This window comes from Mycobacterium sp. GA-1199 (genome assembly GCF_001500045.1).
Taxonomy (GTDB): Bacteria; Actinomycetota; Actinomycetes; order Mycobacteriales; family Mycobacteriaceae; genus Mycobacterium.
Map to the genome: position 1 here is coordinate 130,181 of NZ_LQIX01000012.1, position 17,653 is coordinate 147,833.

At 68.1% G+C, this 17,653-nt stretch carries 19 protein-coding genes, 2 pseudogenes and 1 riboswitch; of the genes and pseudogenes, 14 read left to right on the forward strand and 7 right to left on the reverse strand.

Features of this window, described 5'->3' with window-relative positions:
* Position 1 precedes the first annotated feature (1 nt).
* A complete protein-coding gene (locus tag AU198_RS09625; protein ID WP_064347883.1) occupies positions 2 to 787 on the forward strand; it encodes an alpha/beta fold hydrolase in 786 nt (261 codons plus the stop codon).
* Here AU198_RS09625 and AU198_RS09630 read toward each other — a convergent pair.
* Positions 761 to 1,015 (reverse strand): hypothetical protein, encoded by a 255-nt coding sequence (locus tag AU198_RS09630; protein WP_064347884.1) that lies wholly within the window; start codon positions 1,013 to 1,015, stop codon positions 761 to 763. The genes AU198_RS09625 and AU198_RS09630 overlap by 27 nt on opposite strands.
* A gap of 71 nt (positions 1,016 to 1,086) precedes the next feature.
* Here AU198_RS09630 and AU198_RS09635 point away from each other — a divergent pair, with 71 nt between their 5' ends.
* Entirely contained in the window at positions 1,087 to 2,076 is a 990-nt protein-coding gene (locus tag AU198_RS09635) for a GlxA family transcriptional regulator (protein WP_064347885.1), read from the forward strand.
* 10 nt (positions 2,077 to 2,086) lie between these two features.
* Here the strand turns inward: AU198_RS09635 and AU198_RS09640 are convergent, their stop codons facing one another.
* A complete protein-coding gene (locus AU198_RS09640; protein ID WP_064347886.1) occupies positions 2,087 to 2,962 on the reverse strand; it encodes an iron-sulfur binding domain-containing protein in 876 nt (291 codons plus the stop codon).
* On the opposite strand from AU198_RS09640, the gene AU198_RS09645 reads away from it, so the two are divergent.
* Both AU198_RS09645 and AU198_RS09650 read left to right on the forward strand, forming a co-directional pair.
* The gene (locus AU198_RS09645) at positions 2,961 to 3,581 is read left to right on the forward strand and encodes a carbonic anhydrase (RefSeq protein WP_064348189.1); all 621 of its coding nucleotides are present in this window, start codon (positions 2,961 to 2,963) and stop codon (positions 3,579 to 3,581) included. The two genes, AU198_RS09640 and AU198_RS09645, sit on opposite strands and share 2 nt — an antisense overlap.
* 84 nt (positions 3,582 to 3,665) lie before the next feature.
* A complete protein-coding gene (locus AU198_RS09650; RefSeq protein WP_064347887.1) occupies positions 3,666 to 4,427 on the forward strand; it encodes a hypothetical protein in 762 nt (253 codons plus the stop codon).
* A 14-nt stretch (positions 4,428 to 4,441) separates the two neighbouring features.
* On the opposite strand, the gene disA is transcribed toward AU198_RS09650, so the two are convergent.
* The 3 genes from disA to AU198_RS09665 all read right to left on the reverse strand — a co-directional run bounded on the left by disA (position 4,442) and on the right by AU198_RS09665 (position 7,636).
* On the reverse strand, positions 4,442 to 5,563 hold the full coding sequence (disA, locus tag AU198_RS09655) for a DNA integrity scanning diadenylate cyclase DisA (protein WP_064347888.1): 1,122 nt from the start codon (positions 5,561 to 5,563) through the stop codon (positions 4,442 to 4,444).
* 30 nt (positions 5,564 to 5,593) lie between these two features.
* A complete protein-coding gene (gene radA, locus AU198_RS09660; protein WP_064347889.1) occupies positions 5,594 to 6,994 on the reverse strand; it encodes a DNA repair protein RadA in 1,401 nt (466 codons plus the stop codon).
* A 75-nt stretch (positions 6,995 to 7,069) separates the two neighbouring features.
* Positions 7,070 to 7,636, reverse strand: a complete 567-nt coding sequence (locus AU198_RS09665) for a copper chaperone PCu(A)C domain-containing protein (RefSeq protein WP_064347890.1) — start codon at positions 7,634 to 7,636, stop codon at positions 7,070 to 7,072.
* A gap of 341 nt (positions 7,637 to 7,977) precedes the next feature.
* Between AU198_RS09665 and carD the strand changes: the two genes are divergently transcribed.
* The 4 genes from carD to rlmB are packed head-to-tail and all read left to right on the forward strand — an operon-like array spanning position 7,978 to position 11,342.
* Positions 7,978 to 8,466 carry an RNA polymerase-binding transcription factor CarD gene (gene carD, locus AU198_RS09670; RefSeq protein WP_003888533.1) on the forward strand — a complete coding sequence of 163 codons (489 nt, stop codon included), beginning with the start codon at positions 7,978 to 7,980 and terminating at the stop codon, positions 8,464 to 8,466.
* Positions 8,467 to 8,471: 5 nt separating this feature from the next.
* A complete protein-coding gene (ispF, locus tag AU198_RS09675; protein WP_064347891.1) occupies positions 8,472 to 8,951 on the forward strand; it encodes a 2-C-methyl-D-erythritol 2,4-cyclodiphosphate synthase in 480 nt (159 codons plus the stop codon).
* Positions 8,952 to 8,996: 45 nt separating this feature from the next.
* Positions 8,997 to 10,397, forward strand: coding sequence for a cysteine--tRNA ligase (gene cysS, locus AU198_RS09680; RefSeq protein WP_064347892.1), 1,401 nt, complete (start codon positions 8,997 to 8,999; stop codon positions 10,395 to 10,397).
* The gene (gene rlmB, locus AU198_RS09685; RefSeq protein WP_064347893.1) at positions 10,398 to 11,342 is read left to right on the forward strand and encodes a 23S rRNA (guanosine(2251)-2'-O)-methyltransferase RlmB; all 945 of its coding nucleotides are present in this window, start codon (positions 10,398 to 10,400) and stop codon (positions 11,340 to 11,342) included. It abuts the gene before it with no gap.
* Here the strand turns inward: rlmB and AU198_RS09690 are convergent.
* A complete protein-coding gene (locus AU198_RS09690; RefSeq protein ID WP_064347894.1) occupies positions 11,339 to 12,577 on the reverse strand; it encodes an SLC13 family permease in 1,239 nt (412 codons plus the stop codon). The two genes, rlmB and AU198_RS09690, sit on opposite strands and share 4 nt — an antisense overlap.
* Complete coding sequence (locus AU198_RS09695; protein WP_064347895.1) at positions 12,568 to 13,488, reverse strand: MBL fold metallo-hydrolase; 921 nt, start codon at positions 13,486 to 13,488, stop codon at positions 12,568 to 12,570. The genes AU198_RS09690 and AU198_RS09695 overlap by 10 nt, the downstream gene beginning before the upstream one ends.
* Before the next feature lie 112 nt (positions 13,489 to 13,600).
* Here AU198_RS09695 and AU198_RS27000 point away from each other — a divergent pair.
* The 6 genes and pseudogenes from AU198_RS27000 to AU198_RS09715 all read left to right on the forward strand — a co-directional run.
* A pseudogene (locus AU198_RS27000) lies at positions 13,601 to 13,673 on the forward strand (large ribosomal subunit protein bL28); the annotation flags it as partial.
* A gap of 17 nt (positions 13,674 to 13,690) precedes the next feature.
* Positions 13,691 to 13,897: pseudogene (locus AU198_RS25750) on the forward strand (WhiB family transcriptional regulator); the annotation flags it as partial.
* Positions 13,898 to 13,933: 36 nt separating this feature from the next.
* A riboswitch (cobalamin riboswitch) is annotated at positions 13,934 to 14,093 on the forward strand.
* Positions 14,094 to 14,178: 85 nt separating this feature from the next.
* Positions 14,179 to 15,159 carry an ABC transporter substrate-binding protein gene (locus tag AU198_RS09700; protein WP_064347896.1) on the forward strand — a complete coding sequence of 327 codons (981 nt, stop codon included), beginning with the start codon at positions 14,179 to 14,181 and terminating at the stop codon, positions 15,157 to 15,159.
* Entirely contained in the window at positions 15,156 to 16,226 is a 1,071-nt protein-coding gene (locus tag AU198_RS09705) for a FecCD family ABC transporter permease (RefSeq protein WP_064347897.1), read from the forward strand. Before AU198_RS09700 ends, AU198_RS09705 begins: the two co-directional genes overlap by 4 nt.
* Entirely contained in the window at positions 16,223 to 17,005 is a 783-nt protein-coding gene (locus tag AU198_RS09710) for an ABC transporter ATP-binding protein (protein ID WP_064348190.1), read from the forward strand. The genes AU198_RS09705 and AU198_RS09710 overlap by 4 nt, the downstream gene beginning before the upstream one ends.
* On the forward strand, positions 17,002 to 17,652 hold the full coding sequence (locus tag AU198_RS09715) for a (2Fe-2S)-binding protein (protein ID WP_064348191.1): 651 nt from the start codon (positions 17,002 to 17,004) through the stop codon (positions 17,650 to 17,652). The genes AU198_RS09710 and AU198_RS09715 overlap by 4 nt, the downstream gene beginning before the upstream one ends.
* The last annotated feature ends 1 nt before the right edge of the window (position 17,653 follow it).

Consider the following 17,653-nt stretch of genomic DNA (forward strand, 5'->3'; position numbering starts at 1 on the left):
GATGCAGTCAGCAGGCGGTACGCGGGCCCCGCTCACCCACCGCGGCGGCAGGGGCCGCCCGCTCGTCCTGGTGCACGGCCTGATGGGGCGGGGTAGCACGTGGTCGCGCCAGCTGCCGTGGTTGACCCGGCTGGGTGAGGTCTACACCTACGACGCACCCTGGCACCGGGGCCGCGACGTCGCCGATGTCCGGCCGATCAACACCGAGCGGTTCGTCGCCGAACTCGGTGACGCGGTGGCGGGCATCGGTTCGCCCGCGGTCATGATCGGCCATTCGATGGGCGGACTGCATTCATGGTGCCTGGCCGCTACGCGACCCGATCTCGTGGCGGCCTTGGTGGTCGAGGACATGGCTCCGGACTTCCGCGGCCGCACCACGGGTCCCTGGGAACCGTGGCTGCACGCGCTACCGGTCGAATTCGATTCCGCACAACGCGTTTACGACGAGTTCGGCCCCGTGGCGGGTCAGTATTTCCTCGAGGCGTTCGACCGCATCCCGGGTGGCTGGCGATTGCACGGCCGAACAGATGTTTGGATCGAGATCGCCGCCGAATGGGGCACCCGCGACTACTGGCGCGAATGGCAGGCCGTCGGTGTGCCCGCGCTGTTGATCGAGGCGGGTAACTCGGTCACCCCACCGGGGCAGATGGCCCGGATGGCTGAGTCCGGTCCCCACACGACGTACCTACGGGTGCCCGAGGCAGGCCACCTCGTCCACGACGACGCGCCGAAGGCCTATCGGCAGGCGGTCGAGTCGTTCTTAGCGGCGCTCTCCGACCGCACCTGAGGAGGGCCAGACGGGGTGGCGCTCGAAACGGGTGCGAATCGCGGCGAGGTCGTGTTCGAGGCGCAGCAGGTCGCGATCGTCTTCGAACACCCGGCCTGCCATCGGCGCGGCCATGCGGAACTGGTCGCGGTGCAGTCGCAGGTGTCCGGAGCGGCTGGCGGCCCAGGCGAGCGCGATCGCCACCGCGACCGGGGAAACGAGAACCAGAAGTGCCAGTAACGTGCTCATGGCAGCAACTATTCGCCAGACGAAATCCTGCCAACAGCGGCAGTAATGACACTTTGAGATAAAATACTGCCATGTCAATCAAGAGCGTATCGACGCTCGTTCTGGATGGCCTGGCGATCTTCGAGTTCGGCGTCATCTGTGAGGTCTTCGGCATCGACCGCTCCGGCGACGGCATTCCCAACTTCGACTTCAAGGTGTGCGGTCCGGTTCCCGGGAAGCCGCTTAGCACCTCGGTCGGTGCGACGCTGACCCCCGACCACGGCCTTGACGACCTGATCGGCGCCGACCTGGTTGCCATCCCGGCGATCGGAGGATCGCAGTATCTGCCCGAGGCGTTGGCCGCCGTCCGGGCCGCCGCCGAGTCGGGATCGATCATCCTGACCGTCTGCTCAGGTGCGTTCGTCGCTGGCGCCGCCGGCCTCCTCGACGGCAGGCCGTGCACGACGCACTGGATGCACGCCGACGAACTCGCTCGCAGGTATCCGACGGCCAAGGTCGACCGCAACGTACTGTTCGTCGACGACGGAAACCTGATCACCAGCGCGGGGACGGCGGCAGGCATCGACGCGTGCCTGCACCTGGTCCGGCGCGAACTGGGCAGCGAGGTGACCAACAAGATCGCGCGCCGCATGGTGGTGCCGCCCCAACGCGACGGCGGCCAGCGCCAGTACATCGACCAGCCGATCCCGGTGCGGTGTTCAGAACGCTTTGCGCCGCATCTGGATTGGATACTGACCAATCTCGACAAACCGCATACGGTGGCCACGCTCGCGGCCCGCGCACACATGTCGGCGCGTACCTTCGCGCGGCGGTTCGTGGAGGAGACGGGTCGCACCCCGATGCAGTGGGTGACCGACCAACGCGTGTTGTACGCGCGAACCCTGTTGGAGGAGACCGATCTCGACGTCGACCGGATCGCCGAGCGCAGCGGCTTCGGGACGGCAACGCTGTTGCGGCACCACTTCCGCAGGATCATCGGGGTGACGCCGTCGGACTACCGCCGCCGATTTGCTTGTGGCACGGGAGAAGCCGAGCCCGGCAGCGCGATGGCATCGGCCTGACGCCCCGCGCTCAGCCGCCTTCTCCGGCAAGTGCGAACCGGCCGTCGGCGGTCTGCTCGACGAGGCCGTCAACGAGAAGCGAGTCCAACGCGCGGTCGCGCTGCGCGGTGTCGGACAGCCATGCGACGTCCAGCTGCGCGCGGGTGACGGGGGAGTCGTTGTCGCGCAGGACATCCAGCAGCATGCCCCGGACCTGGCGGTCGGTGCCCGCGTAGCGCTGGACACGTCGAGCCGGGGAGTCCGACGCGGGGAATCCGCGGGAGCGCCACGCGCACTCACTCAGCGGACACAGCCCGCATCGGGGCGCACGCGCGGTACAGACCGTCGCACCCAACTCCATCAAGGCAATCGAGAACTTCGGCGCCAGAGCGGCTTCGGGCAGCAAAGCCTCGACATCGGCGAGGTCGCGCGCAGACGACGATGCCGCGGCGTCGGCGCGCCCGTGCACGACCCGGGTCACCACCCGCCGAACGTTGGTGTCTACCACCGGTACCCGATCGCGGTACGCGAAACAGGCGATGGCCCGCGCGGTGTACGCCCCGACGCCCGGCAGCGTCAGCAGGGTCTCGACGTCGGGCGGTACGACGTCGTCGTACTGCTCGGCGATCACCGTCGCGCATTCGTGTAACCGCATGGCGCGGCGCGGATAGCCGAGCTTGCCCCAGGCCCGCAGGATGTCTGCGGCGTTCGCCGCCGCGGTCGCCGACGGAGTGGGCCACCGCTGCACCCACGTGAGCCACACCGGTTCGACCCGCGCGACCGGCGTCTGCTGGAGCATGAATTCGCTGACCAGGATCTGCCACGGCGTCACCCCCGGCCGGCGCCACGGCAGATCTCGCTGGTCGCGGTCATACCAATCGACCAACTGGGGCACAATGTCGGTCATGCCCAACACCAGCCCAGTGACCGCGTGGAAAGCACTCAAAGAGGGTAACGAGCGCTTCGTGGCCGGCAAGCCCCAACATCCGAGCCAGGGGATTCAGCATCGCGCAAGTTTGACCGGGGGGCAGAAGCCGACCGCGGTCGTGTTCGGCTGCGGAGACAGCCGGGTGGCGGCCGAACTGATCTTCGACCAGGGTCTGGGCGACATGTTCGTGGTGCGCACCGCCGGTCATGTCATCGACTCGGCGGTGTTGGGTTCCATCGAGTTCGCGGTCTCGGTGCTCAACGTGCCGTTGATCGTCGTACTGGGCCACGACAGCTGCGGCGCCATCAAAGCCTCACTGTCGGCTCTCGACGAAGGTGTGGTGCCCGGTGGTTACGTGCGTGACATCGTCGAGCGGGTGATGCCGTCGATACTGCAGGGACGCCGCGAAGGATTGGGCAGGGTCGACGAATTCGAGGCCCGGCATGTCACCGAGACCGGCACGCAGCTGATGGCCCGCTCGACGGCGATCGCCGAGCAGGTGGCGGCCGGCGACCTCGCGATCGTCGGCGCGACCTATCACCTCGCCGACGGCCGGGTGGTGTTGCGGGACCACATCGGCGACATCGGCGAAGGCTGACCTGCCCCCGTTGCTGTTTGCTCATTGAGCGACACGCCGGGCGACCTCGACCGATAAGGCGTGACCTGGCCTTACCGTGGGGTTGTGCTGGATCTGGAACCGCATGGCCCGCTACCGACGCAGATTTACTGGCGTCGCCGGGCATTGGCGTTGGGCATAGCGGTCCTCGTGATCGGCGTGATCGCGGCCATCGTGGTCGTTGTCGTGAAGAACACCGGGGGCTCCGACGCGGAGGGCGCCGAGGCATCCACCGCCGCCGCGGCAGGCGAGCCGACGCCGCTGCCGGGCGAGAACCCCGAGGTGAAGACCCCGGTGATGCCGCCGGCGCAGGACGCGCCGCCGCCCACACCGACACCCACCGCGGCCGTCACACCACCGCCGGTGCTCAACGAGGGCGACGACTGCCCCGACTCGACGCTGGCGGTCAAGGGCATCACCAATCAACCGCAGTACGTCGTCGGTGAGCAGCCGAAGTTCACGATGGTCGTCACCAACATCGGGCTCGTCGGCTGCAAGCGCGACGTCGGCGCCGCGGTGCTGGCCGCCTACGTCTACTCGCTGGACAACGCCCGGCTCTGGTCCAACCTGGACTGTGCACCGTCGAACGAGACCCTGGTCAAGGCGTTCCAGCCCGGCGAGCAGGTGACCACCGAGGTCACCTGGACGGGTATGGGATCGGCTCCGGGTTGCCCGCTGCCGCGCCAGCCGATCGGGCCGGGCACCTACAACCTCGTCGTCCAGCTGGGCAATCTGCGGTCGGCCACGGTGCCGTTCATCCTTGCCGCGCCGCAGTCGCCGGAGCACGGTCAGGGCGCCGCCCCGCCACCGGGACCCGTTCCGAACTGAGGTCCGGCGCGGACTCAGGCCAGCCGGTCGGCGATCGTCGACTCGGCCAACTGCGAGAGGCCCTCCCGGATGTGGCGCGCCCACATCGAGCCGATGCCCTCGACCGACTGCAGGTCGCCGGCGCTGGCCGCCAGCAGGCCCTGTAGCGAGCCGAACGAACGAACCAGCAGGTCGACATGTGCGAACTGCAGGCGCGGGATACCGGCCATCGCGCGGTAGCCCCGCGAGCTCATCGCCGAATCCTGCGCCTCGATCGTCGACGGGTAACCGAAGACCCGTGCCAGCGTCGTGAAGTCCAGGAGCTCACTGTCGGAGAGCCCGTCGAGCTCCTCGAGCGTGGCGCTCACCTGCGCCGCCGACGGAGGGTCCGGGTTGGCGTGATAATCGCGCACGAGGAGTTCGCGGGCGGTGTCGTTGTCGCCGACCAGCTCGTCGAGCTGAAGTTTGAGCTGACGGCCGTCGGTGCCGAGTTCAACCACGTACGAATCGATTTCGAGGCTGATCCGGCGAACCATCTCGAGCCGCTGCACCACGGTCATCACGTCGCGCAGCGTGACGAAGTCCTCGATCTCGGCCGTCGACAGCTGCCTGCTGACCTCATCGAGCCGTGTCTTGTAACGCTCGAGGGTGTCGATCGTCTGGTTCGCGCGCGACAGGATGGTCGCCGAGTCGGGGATCACGTGCCGTTCACCCGCTACATACACGGTCACGATGCTCATCGAGTGGCTGACCGAGATCACCGGATAGCCGGTCTGGATCGCGGTGCGCTCGGCGGAGCGGTGACGGGTTCCCGACTCCTCGGTCGGGATCGACGGGTCGGGTACCAGTTGCACGTTGGCCCGCAGGATGTGGGCGCCGTCGCTGGACAGCACCACCGCGCCGTCCATCTTCGAAAGCTCCCGCAGGCGTGTCGGCGCGTAGCGGACGTCGAGGGAGAAGCCGCCGTCGCAGATGGCCTCGACGCTCTCGTCGTAGCCGATCACGATCAGTGCGCCCGTGCGGCCGCGCAGGATGCGCTCGAGGCCGTCGCGCAGCGCCGTTCCCGGGGCCAAGCGAGCGATGGTCTCGCGCATGGTGGGCCGCGCCAAGGGCACGACCGTACGTCGTCCTGACCTGCCACCCGACTTCACGGCCATCGCCCCTCCCTAGGATCGGCCGCCACTGCTCTATCTTTGCCGATCTTCGCCGACTTTGCTGATATCGCGCAAAACCCGCAACGCCGAACCGATGTCGTGGGCGGTGATCGCCCGCAAACCGGCGGGTACCGATGTCACACCGGGTGGTATGACCGCCGAGGTGAAGCCGAGCCGGGCCGCCTCGGCCAGGCGGCGGTCCATTCCGGTGACCCGGCGCAGGTCGCCCGCCAGGCCGACCTCCCCGATGGCCACGGCGGCGGCGGGCACGGGCAGATTCATCTTCGAGGACGCGATGGCCACCGCGATCGCCAGGTCCGCCGACGGATCGGTCAGGCGCATGCCGCCCACCGTCGACAGGTAGATGTCGTGCGCACCCACCGACAGGCCCGCATGCTTGTCCAGAACCGCGGTGATCATCGCCGCGCGTGAGGAGTCGATTCCGCTGACGGCGCGGCGGGCCGTCCCGTTCGCCGGCGCCCCGATCAGCGCCTGAACCTCCCCGATCAACGGACGCTTACCGTCCAGGGTGACCGTGATCGCTGTCCCCGCAACGGGTTTGGGCCGTTGGTCGCGAAACAGTCCGGATGGGTCCGCGACGCCCTCGATCCCGTTGTCGTGCAACAGGAAACAGCCGACTTCGTCTGCGGCGCCGAAGCGGTTCTTGATGCCGCGGACCATTCGCAGCGACGACGCGCGGTCGCCCTCGAAGTGCAGAACGACGTCGACAAGGTGCTCGAGCGAGCGTGGGCCCGCGATGGCACCGTCCTTGGTGACGTGGCCGACGAGGATCAGCGCGACACCGGATGTCTTGGCCGCCATCGTCAAAGCGGTGGTCACCGCGCGCACCTGGGTGACGCCGCCGGTGACGCCGTCGGCCTCGGTGGTGGACATGGTTTGCACCGAGTCGACCACCACCAGGCTGGGCTGCACCTCGTCGATGTGTGCGAGCGCCGTGGACAGATCCGACTCCGCGGCCAGGTACACCTCGTCGTGGGTGCAGCCCGTGCGTTCCGCCCGCATCCGGATCTGGCCGGCCGACTCCTCACCCGAGAGGTACAGCGCGCGCTTGCCCGCCGTCGCCCAGCGGTGCGCGACCTCCAACAACAGCGTCGACTTGCCGACGCCGGGGTCGCCGGCGAGCAACGTCACCGATCCGGGGACCAGGCCGCCGCCGAGCACCCGGTCCAGCTCGGTGACACCGGTGTGGCAGTGGCGGGTGCGCCCGGGATCGATAGAGCTGATCGGCACGGCCGCGGAGGACGGGGCGACCGAACGTCGCGCTCCGGCTCCGGCCACCGCCGAGAGCACAGCCACCTCGTCGACCGTGCCCCAGGTGCCGCACTCGGGGCAGCGGCCGACCCACTTGAGGGTGACGTGGTGGCACTCCGAGCAGCGGTATTGCGCGCGCGTTTTGACGCCACTTTTGGCCACGCAGTGACGGTAGCCGTCGCCTAAGACAGATCCCGACAGGAACTCAGTGCCAGGCGGTCGTGTCGCGGACTTCGCTCAGTGTCCGCCGCCGTGCCCGCCGGCTTCGGTGGCTTCGCCGCGCCGCGGCGCCTCACCGGCAGAGATCGGCACCCGCACGGTGGTCTCGCCCGCCTTCTCGAACTTGAACGTGAAGTCGTAGAGCAAGCCGTTGGTGATCGGCTTGCTCAAGGTGACCTTCGCTTCGGCGGCTTCAGCGGCCTCGACGCTCTCCAACGGGGTGATCTGCCCGTCCGGCGCGCCGACCGTGAGCATGCCGCTCGCGGGAACGGTGGTGTCACCGGTCAGGGCAACCTCGCCGACCTCGGAGGTGATCGACTCCAGCTTGTCGGCTTGTTCGGCCGAGGTGTTGGCCGCCACGAAGATCAGCTCGACCTCTTTGCCCGGCCTGACGAAGTCGGTCACTTGTTGGGCCCGCAGGTGCACGTTGCGCAGCGCGATCTCGCCGAGGTTGGCACTGGTGCCGTTGACGGCCGGCTCCTGCGTGGTCATCTGCGAGACCTGTCCCGAACTGCAGCCGACGAGCGCCCCGCCCACGACAAGGGCAGCGGCCAGCCCGCAGGCGGCCAGTTTGAAGCGGTCCACTCTTGCCTCCTGCTCGGGCCGTCGAGGCGACCGATCCGATCGGTCGCGGGATTCGACTATGCAGAGTAGTAGGTGCGTGCGGGCCGCGGTAGCTGAGGTCCGGCACGCCGCAGGGAACCCACGGGCAGCAAGGGCGGAAGTCTCCCCGGAAGTGCCACTGTCCCATGATCGATGCCCCACCTCAGCTACCTCTCGGACCTCTCGAAGAGGCCGCAGCCATGCACGGATTGGTCGGCGTGTCAACCCCTAACGTTCACCCGAGGTGCCCCTGACCTGCACCGTTGATCCACCCCCGTCTGGGCGCCGTGCTAGCATTGAGGCGTGAAAGGGGCTCGAAACTGATGATTTTCAAGGTCGGAGACACCGTTGTTTATCCCCACCACGGTGCTGCGTTAATCGAGGCGATCGAAACCCGGACCATCAAAGGCGAACAGAAGGAGTACCTCGTCTTGAAGGTCGCCCAGGGTGACCTCACGGTTCGAGTGCCAGCCGAAAACGCAGAGTATGTCGGGGTGCGCGACGTCGTCGGACAGGAGGGCCTGGACAAGGTTTTCCAGGTTCTCCGTGCCCCCCATACCGAGGAACCGACCAACTGGTCGCGGCGGTACAAGGCCAATCTCGAGAAGTTGGCCTCGGGCGATGTGAACAAGGTCGCCGAAGTGGTGCGCGACCTGTGGCGGCGCGATCAGGAGCGTGGCCTGTCGGCGGGTGAGAAGCGGATGCTGGCCAAGGCGCGGCAGATCCTGGTGGGCGAGCTCGCTCTCGCCGAGAACACCGATGACGAGAAGGCCGCGACCATTCTCGACGAGGCACTCGCCGCCGCTTCCTGAAGCCGATGACGAGCCTGCCTAGGGTCGGGCTCGGCACCGACGTACACTCCATCCAGGCGGGGCGGCCGTGTTGGTTGCTGTGCCTGCTGTTCGACGGGGCGGACGGCTGCGCAGGCCATTCCGATGGTGATGTCGCGGCGCACGCGCTGTGCGATGCACTGCTTTCCGCGGCCGGTCTCGGCGATCTCGGCGAGGTCTTCGGCACCGGTCGCGACGAGTGGCGCGGCGCCGGCGGCGCCCACATGCTCCGGCATGTCCATGAGCTCGTCTCGGCGCACGGCTTCCGAATCGTCAATGCGGCAGTCCAGGTGATCGGCAACCGGCCGAAGGTCGGTCCGCGCCGCGGCGAGGCGCAGAACCTCCTGTCAGAATTGCTCCACGCCCCGGTGTCCGTCAGTGCGACCACCACCGACGGCCTGGGTCTGACCGGACGTGGTGAGGGTCTGGCGGCGATCGCGACCGCATTGGTGGTCGAGCGCGATTAGGCCGGTAAGCTGGCCCGTCGTGAGCGGAGCGAACGGCCGGCCGAGGTGACCGACCTGCGGCTGTACGACACCATGAGCGGTGCCGTACGCGACTTTGTTCCCGTGCGCCCCGGGCACGCCTCGGTCTACCTCTGCGGTGCCACGGTCCAGGGTCTGCCCCACATCGGGCACGTGCGCAGCGGGGTGGCATTCGACGTCCTTCGCCGTTGGCTGATGGCCAAGGGGTACGACGTCGCCTTCATCCGCAACGTCACCGACATCGACGACAAGATCCTCAACAAGGCCGCCGACGCCGGAAGACCGTGGTGGGAGTGGGCCGCCACCTATGAACGCGCGTTCTCGGCCGCCTACGACGCGCTCGGGGTGTTACCGCCGTCGGCCGAACCCCGCGCCACCGGCCACATCACCCAGATGATCGAGCTGATCGAGCGCCTGATCGAGCGGGACCACGCCTATGTCGGCAACGGTGACGTCTACTTCGACGTCCTGAGCCTCCCGGGTTACGGCAAGTTGTCCGGCCACAAGATCGACGACGTACACCAGGGCGAGGGCGCTGCGACCGGTAAGCGTGACGAACGCGATTTCACCTTGTGGAAGGGCGCCAAACCTGGTGAACCGTCCTGGCCGACGCCATGGGGGCGCGGACGGCCGGGCTGGCACACCGAATGCGTCGCGATGTGCCAGGCGTATCTGGGCGCGGAGTTCGACATCCACGCGGGCGGCATGGATCTGGTGTTCCCGCACCACGAGAACGAGATCGCGCAGGCCGAGGCGGCAGGCGACCCGTTCGCCCGGTACTGGCTGCACAACGGCTGGGTGACCATGGGCGGCGAGAAGATGAGCAAGTCGCTGGGCAATGTGCTCGCGATTCCGGCTGTGCTGCAGCGTGTCCGGGCAGCAGAGTTGCGGTATTACCTGGGCAGCGCGCACTACCGGTCGATGCTGGAGTTCTCCGAGACGGCGCTGCAGGACGCGGCGAAGGCCTACACCGGTATCGAAGACTTCCTGCACCGCGTCCGAAACCGAGTGGGTGCCGTCGTCCCCGGTGAGTGGACGTCGAAGTTCGCCGCGGCGCTCGATGACGACCTCGCCGTTCCGATCGCGCTGGCCGAGGTGCACGCCGCCCGTGCCGAGGGCAATCGCGCGCTGGACGCCGGTGACCACGAGACGGCCTTGACGCAGGCGATGTCGATCCGCGCGATGATGGGCATCCTCGGCGCGGACCCGCTCGACGAGCGCTGGGAGTCCAAGGACGAGACGTCGGCCGCACTGGCCGCGGTCGACGTGTTGGTGCGCGCCGAAGTCGAGCGGCGCGAGGATGCGCGGACTCGGCGGGACTGGGCCGAGGCCGACGCGATCCGGGATCGCCTCAAGGAAGCCGGCATCGAGGTCACCGACACCGCCGATGGTCCGCAGTGGACGCTGCTCGACGGGCACACGAAGTAGATGGCCGGAAACTCGAGGCGCAGAGGCGCCGTCCGCAAGCCGGGAACGAAGAAGGGGCCGACGGTCGGATCGGGCGGCGTGCGCCGACGGGGCCTTGAAGGCCGCGGTGCCACTCCGCCCGCCCACATGCGGCCCAACCATCCCGCGGCCAAGCGGGCTGCCAAGGCGGCGAAATCCCAGCCGCGGCGACAGGGCAAGAAGACCGACGACACCGAGGTGGTGCTCGGGCGCAATCCCGTCTTGGAGTGCCTGCGCGCCGGGGCGCCGGCGACCGCGCTGTACGTCGCGCTGGGCGCGGACGCCGACGAGCGGTTGACCGAATCCGTGCAGATCGCCGCCGATGCGGGCATCTCGATCCTCGAAGTGCCGCGCCACGACCTTGACCGCATTGCCGTCAACGGTCTGCATCAGGGTGTGGCACTTCAGGTTCCGCCGTACTCGTACGCTCATCCCGACGATCTGCTCGCAGCGGTCACGGCCGACGGCGCCTCGGCGCTGCTGGTCGCATTGGACAACATCTCCGACCCCCGCAATCTCGGTGCGATCGTGCGGTCTGTCGCCGCGTTCGGCGGCCATGGCGTCCTGATCCCGCAGCGCCGCTCGGCCTCGGTGACCGCGGTCGCGTGGCGCACCAGTGCGGGTGCCGCCGCCCGGGTTCCGGTTGCACGGGCCACGAATCTCACCCGCACACTGAAGAACTGGGCCGACGCGGGCCTGCAGATCGTCGGCTTGGACGCCGACGGAGACACCACGGTTGACGAACTGGACGGCTCCGGACCGATCGTCGTGGTCGTCGGCTCCGAAGGCAAGGGGCTGTCGCGCCTGGTACGGGAGACCTGTGACGCGGTGGTGTCGATTCCGATGGCCGGTCCGACCGAGTCTTTGAACGCCTCCGTGGCCGCGGGGGTCGTGCTCGCCGAGATCGCGCGTCAGCGCCGAGGTTAGAGGCCGAACAGCCGCAGCCCCACCCACAACCCGGCGACCGCGGCCACCAGTGTGACGGGCACCGTGCACAACCCGATGCGGCTGAACTCGCCTGCAGTGGTAGTTGTTTCGCGCCGTATCACGCCACGCCACAGCAAGTTGGCCAGTGAGCCGACGTAGGTCAGGTTCGGTCCGATGTTCACTCCGATCAACACCGCCAGCACGGGGCCCGGCCCGGATGTAGACACCAGCGGCAGCAGCACCAGCACCGCGGGCAGGTTGTTGACCACGTTCGACAGAAGCGCCGCGACGGCGGCGATCCCCAGCAGAGCGAGCAGGCCGTGACCGCTCGGCAGTAGGCCCCGCATCGCGTTGTCGAGGCCGTTGACCATCACGGCGTCGACCACGATGCCGAGGCACAGCACGAACAGCAGAAACGGCACATCGGCTGCGGCTGCCATCCGGGCCACGGTCGTGTGGCGGCGCGCCAGGCTCCGGCCGCCGAGCACGACGACTCCGCCGAGTGCCGCCCAGGCCGGTGAGACCCCGAGTGCCGAGGTGACGATGAATCCGGCCAGCGTCAAACCCAATACGACAAGGGGTGACACGGGGACATGCACCGTCTCACCGGAGACGGGATGGGGCAGGACCGCGAGCTGTCGCCTGAAAACCCAACGCAGCACGACGAATTCGACGAGGATGGCCACCAGCCACGGCAGGGTCATGAGCGCGGCGAAGTGCAGGAAGGTGATGCCGGCCGCGGTGAACGCCAGCAGGTTGGTCAGGTTCGACACCGGCAGCAGCAGCGACGCGCTGTTGGCCAGGTGCGCGGTCGCGTAGGCATGCGGGGTGGGCGGCACCGACAGCAGGCGGGCAGTCGCAAGCACGACGGGGGTCAGCAACAGCACCGTGGCGTCCAGGCTCAGGATCGCCGTCGTCGCCGCGGCGATCGCGAAAACGCCTGCGAGCAACCGGCTCTGGCTTCCGTCGGCGGCACGCGCCAACGCCGCACCCGCGGCGCGGAACACCCCTTCGTCGGCGCACAACCGCGCCAACACCAAAACGACGGCCAAGAAGCCGACCACCGGCAACAGGCGGCCGATCTCCGCCGCAGCCTCGGGCAGCGAGATGACGTCGGCGCCGATCAGCAGCGCCGCCGCGGGAACAGCCACAACGGCTTCCGGCCATTTGTGCGGGCGGGCCACCGCGAAGACCAGCACGACCGCCAGGGCGGCCACGGCCAGGATCAGATCCACGGATCGGCAGGCTGCCACAGCGTGGGCAGGTGCAGTGCGACGCCGTCGTCGTGGGCCAGTCGCGACAACACCCGCATCGAGACATCGAGGTCGTCGGCTACGTAGGGGAGCGGGCGCAGTGGTTGGTGCAGGGGACGGAAGAAGTCGTCCCAGTGGATGAGCACCACGCGGCGCGCATCCACGGTCCGCACGGTCTCGTGCCAGTACTCATGCAGGTAGTGCTCCGCTTGCAGCCCGAGTTGACCGACGCCGAGGTACACGACGTCGGCGCGTTGTCCGGCCAGCGCGCCCGGAACGTATCCCGCGCTGCCGACGATCAGAAGGCGACGATCCGACGGACGGTGATGAACGATCGTGGACCACGCTTCACCGCACCGGTACGCCGACACCCTGACCGGCGGAACGACCGGCCGCGTGATGACACCCGGAAACCGGTCGGGCGGACAGTGATTCCCTTCGACGAGGGTGACCTCGTAGGCGCCCAGCGCGACGGGGTCGCCGGGGCTGACGACCTCGATGCGGTCCTCCGGCAAACCGTGGCCGCGGCCGACCTGAGCGGCGGACCGGCCGCCGACGAGACGGGCGCCGGTGCGCTCGGCGACCACCGCGCTGTCCATCGCGTGGTCGTAGTGAGTGTGCACGGGAAGCACGGCTTCCAGCCGGTCGATCCGCAGGCGGGCCAGGCAGCCGTCGATACGCGGTTCCGACGGCGACAGTCGTCGCAGCCCGACTTCGCGCAGGCCCGGCCGGGAGAAGAAGCCGTCGGTCAGCAGCGCCGATTCGCCGTCGTCGATGAGCAGCGTCGTGACGCCCGCCCAGGTGACCGTCAATGGGGTAGGCGCTGTCGCCGGCGGGGTGTCGAAATAGCGCTCGTAGTCCGCCAGGTTCGGCCTGCCGAGCTTGAGACGCATGGCGTCAACTCTAAGTGGGCCGCTTGATGATGCGCTTGACCTGCGAGCAGCACCCCTCCCTGGTATTGAAAACGATTTTCATTACCGTTAGCGTACCGAGCCGAGGAGGAACATGTCCGCGCACTGTCAGGTCACCGGCCGAGCACCAGGCTTCGGCAACCCCGCATCGCACTCATATCGGCGCCCAAATGCGCAGGATCTCGACTGGCAGTTGCATGCGAGATGCCGGGGGCTGCCGACGGAGATGTTCTTCGCTTCTGATGGCGAGCGCGGCCAACTCAGGGCGGCGCGCGAGGAACGCGCGAAGAAAGTGTGTCGACCGTGCCCGGTCAAGCAGGAATGTCTGAGGTATGCCTTGAGTTCCGTGGAAGCCTGGGGGGTATGGGGCGCAACGACGCCCCGAGAACGGCAACTGATCGACCAGGGCCCAACCGGCTCGGCCGACAAGGCGCCGCCAGATCGAGGTGTGGCAGGATCACTTGCCATAGGCGATCGCGACCAGAGGAAGCCGGTGTGATTCCGGCGCGGTCCCGCCACTGTGAGCGGCGAGGTCCTTTTCGAGACCGAGCCGGGAGCCAGATACTCACCGCGGTCGCCTCCTCATAAGGCTGGGGCGGATTTCCCCGGTGAGGCTGATCTCGGCGTACCGAGAGCGCTTCCCGTGGTGTCCGCACGACGGAAGGCACGTGGATGGCGGTGCGTCGACACCTTGCGGCGGCGGTGATCTCGGCGCTGCTGTGCACTTCGTGCGGCACGGCGAGCCTGCCGACCGACACCACCGCTGACGACGGGCTGGCTGGCTTCCCGGTGACCGTCACCAACTGCGGCATCACCACGACTTACGACCGTCCACCGCGCCGGGCCGTGGCCCTCAATCAGCATTCGGTCGAGACGATGCTGGCACTGGGACTGGAGAAGTCCATGGTCGGCACCGCATTCCTCGACGATCGGGTGCTGCCCGAATACCGAGTCGCCTACGAGGCCATACCGGTGATCGCCGAGGAGTACCCGTCATACGAGACGCTGCTCGCCGCCGAACCCGACTTCGTCTACGGCGGTTGGGCAAGCGCATTCGACGATAAGGAGGGGCGCGGGAGGGAACGGTTGAAAAAGGTCGGCATCGACACGCACCTCAACCCCGAGAACTGCTCTGCTGAACCGATGACGCTGTCTGCTGTGGACGACGAAATTCGCACCATCGGACGGATATTCGGCGTCGGTGACCGAGCCGACCGGGAGGTCGAACGCCAGCGGCGGACCCTGCGGGAAACCCGTCACCACGTGCGTGGCGTGGTACCGGTCGACGTCGCCGTCTACGACAGCGGTGAGGCGACCGTGTTCACCTCCGGCGGCCAGGGCATCGGCAATCAGATCATCGAATCCGCGGGCGGGCGCAACCTGTTCGCCGACGTTCCAAAGGTGTGGGCCGACGTCTCGTTCGAACAGTTCGCCGAGCGTGCCCCCGAAGCCATCCTGATCTACGACTACGGTGAGCAATCGGTCGAGCAGAAGAAACGGTTCCTGTTGGGCAATCCGGTGCTGCAACGAGTTCCCGCCATTCGCGATCAACGCTTCGCGGTTTTGCCGCTGTCGGAGATCACCGCCGGCGTCCGCGTCGGACGCGCGGTGAAATCCCTTGCCGAACAGCTACATCCGGAGCTGACCGGATGACGGCCGTCGCCCTTGACAAGCCGGCGTGGCCCGCGCCCCCGCGTGACCGCCGCGTTCCGTACGGCTTGGTGCTGGTGGCGCTCGTGGCGTTGCTTCTGGTGTGCGTGACCGCAGGGGTCGCCATCGGATCGGTGCCCCTTCCGCCCGGTCAGGTGTGGCAGATCCTGCTGCATCGACTCAACCCGATGTTGATCGATCCGACATGGCCGCCGGTGCGCGCCTCGATCGTCCTCGACGCACGACTCCCCCGAGTGGTGCTGGCGGCGGTCATCGGGGCCGGCCTGGCAGGCTGCGGGATGGTGTTGCAGGCTGTCGTGCGCAACCCCCTGGCCGATCCGATGCTTCTGGGTGTGTCGTCGGGTGCGTCCGTGGGTGCCGTCGCGGTGTTGGTGGCCGGCGCCGGCCTCGGCTTGTTCATGCTGCCGGCGGCGGCGTTTCTCGGGGCGTTGGTCGCGCTGGTGGCCGTCTACCTTCTGGCTCGTACGGGGGGCCGGATGACGACACTACGACTGATACTCGCCGGTGTCGCGGTCGCGGAGGTGCTCTCGGCCGTCGCCAGCCTGTTGATCGTCACCTCCGACGACCCGCACAAGGCCCAGTCCGCGGTGCGCTGGATGCTGGGCGGGCTCGGTGGGGCGACCTGGTCGACGGTGTGGATCCCGGCCATCGCTGTGGCCGTCGGTATCGCGGTGCTGCTCGCCGTCACCCGGCCGCTCAATCTGCTGTACAGCGGTGAAGAAGCCGCTGCTGCACTGGGTTTAGACGTGCACCGCTTCCGCGCCGCGATGTTCGTCGTGGTCGCGCTGATGGTGGGCGCCATGGTTGCGGTCAGCGGTGCGATCGGCTTCGTGGGCCTGATCATGCCTCACATCGTGCGGATGCTCGTCGGCGCCGACCACCGTCGCGCCCTGCCGGCGGCCGCGCTGCTGGGAGCCTCGTTCCTCATCGTGTGCGACATCGCCGCACGCACCGTCGCCGCACCGGAGGAGCTTCCGGTCGGTGTCCTCACCGCCCTCGTCGGCGGGCCGTACTTCCTGTGGCTCATGCGGCGCAGGGTTTCGGCATGAACGGCGGGATCCACATCGACGACGTGACGGTGTCCAAGGGGCGAAAGATGTTGATCCGCAACGTCTCCGTGCGGGTGGAACGCGGTGAGATGGTGGCCGTCGTCGGACCCAACGGTGCCGGCAAGACGACGCTGCTGCGCACTCTCTACCGTGCTCAGCGGCCGACGTCGGGTCGTGTGCTGGTCGACGGCGAGGACGTCTGGCAGATGTCGGCCAAGCGCGCGGCGCGCCGGATCGCGGCCGTGTTGCAGGACGCGCCAGCCGATTTCGCGCTGACGGTGTTCGACGTGGTCGCGATGGGCCGAACCCCGTACAAGCGCGCGTTCGATGGCGACAATGCCGACGATCGGCGCGTCATCGCCGAGGCGCTCGAATCCGTCGATCTATCCGGCTTGGCCAACGACCCGTTCGACCGGCTCTCGGGGGGCCAGAAGCAGCGCGTGATGATCGCACGTGCGCTGACTCAGAGGACCGGCACGATCGTGCTGGACGAGCCGACCAACCACCTCGATCTGCGCCACCAGCACGATGCCCTGCACCTGCTGCGGATCACCGGCGCCACCGTCGTCGCGGCATTGCACGATCTCAATCTCGCTGCGGCATACTGCAGTCGGATCTGCCTCCTCGACTCCGGCGGCGTGGTGTCGATCGGCACGCCCGCGCAGGTGCTGACCGAGGACATGCTCGCCGAGGTCTACGGCGTCGCAGCCAAGGTCGGACTCGACGCCGGCACCGATCGGATGCGGGTCGACGTGACACCCAGGGTGTGGACCCGGTGAGGATCGACAGTCAACTCACCGAGATCGCTCGCTTCGGCGGGTTCTTCGCCATCGAACATGGGCCTGCCGAACCGGGTTGGCGGCCGGTGACCGCGTGTTACGCCGACGGATACCAGGACCTGATCGAGGCGACGGCCGCGCGCTACCGCACCGGCGACCTTCGCATCGGCGCTTCGACGGTGCAGTTGAGCCACGCGTCCAGGCTCTGGTCGCCCGTGCTCGCGTGTGCGCTCGAACACGGCGTCGTGCCCGACCTCACGGGTCTGCAGCGAGCGCCGGACAGCCCGGCACTGAGAATCCCTGTCCCCGAGGGTGAGCTGTTGGAGGGCGACCGGGTGGCCACGCTGCACCGCATCGTCGTCGAAGAGCACTTGGAGCGATTGACCGACGGGCTGCGCGTCAAGGTCGCGTCCGGTCTGCTCTACGGCAACATCGCCTCGGCGTTGGTGGCCGCGACCCGGGCGCTGTACTCGGTGCGGCCTCAGTTGCGCGATGCCGCGACCGTGCTGGCACGGTCGCTGTTGGGGACCGGAAAGCTCACCGGCACCGGAACCGTCAAGCACAACTTGGCGTTTCGCCGCCGCAGTTGCTGCCTGTACTACCGGGTGAGCGACGGGTCCAAGTGCGGGGACTGCGCGTTGCGTTGAG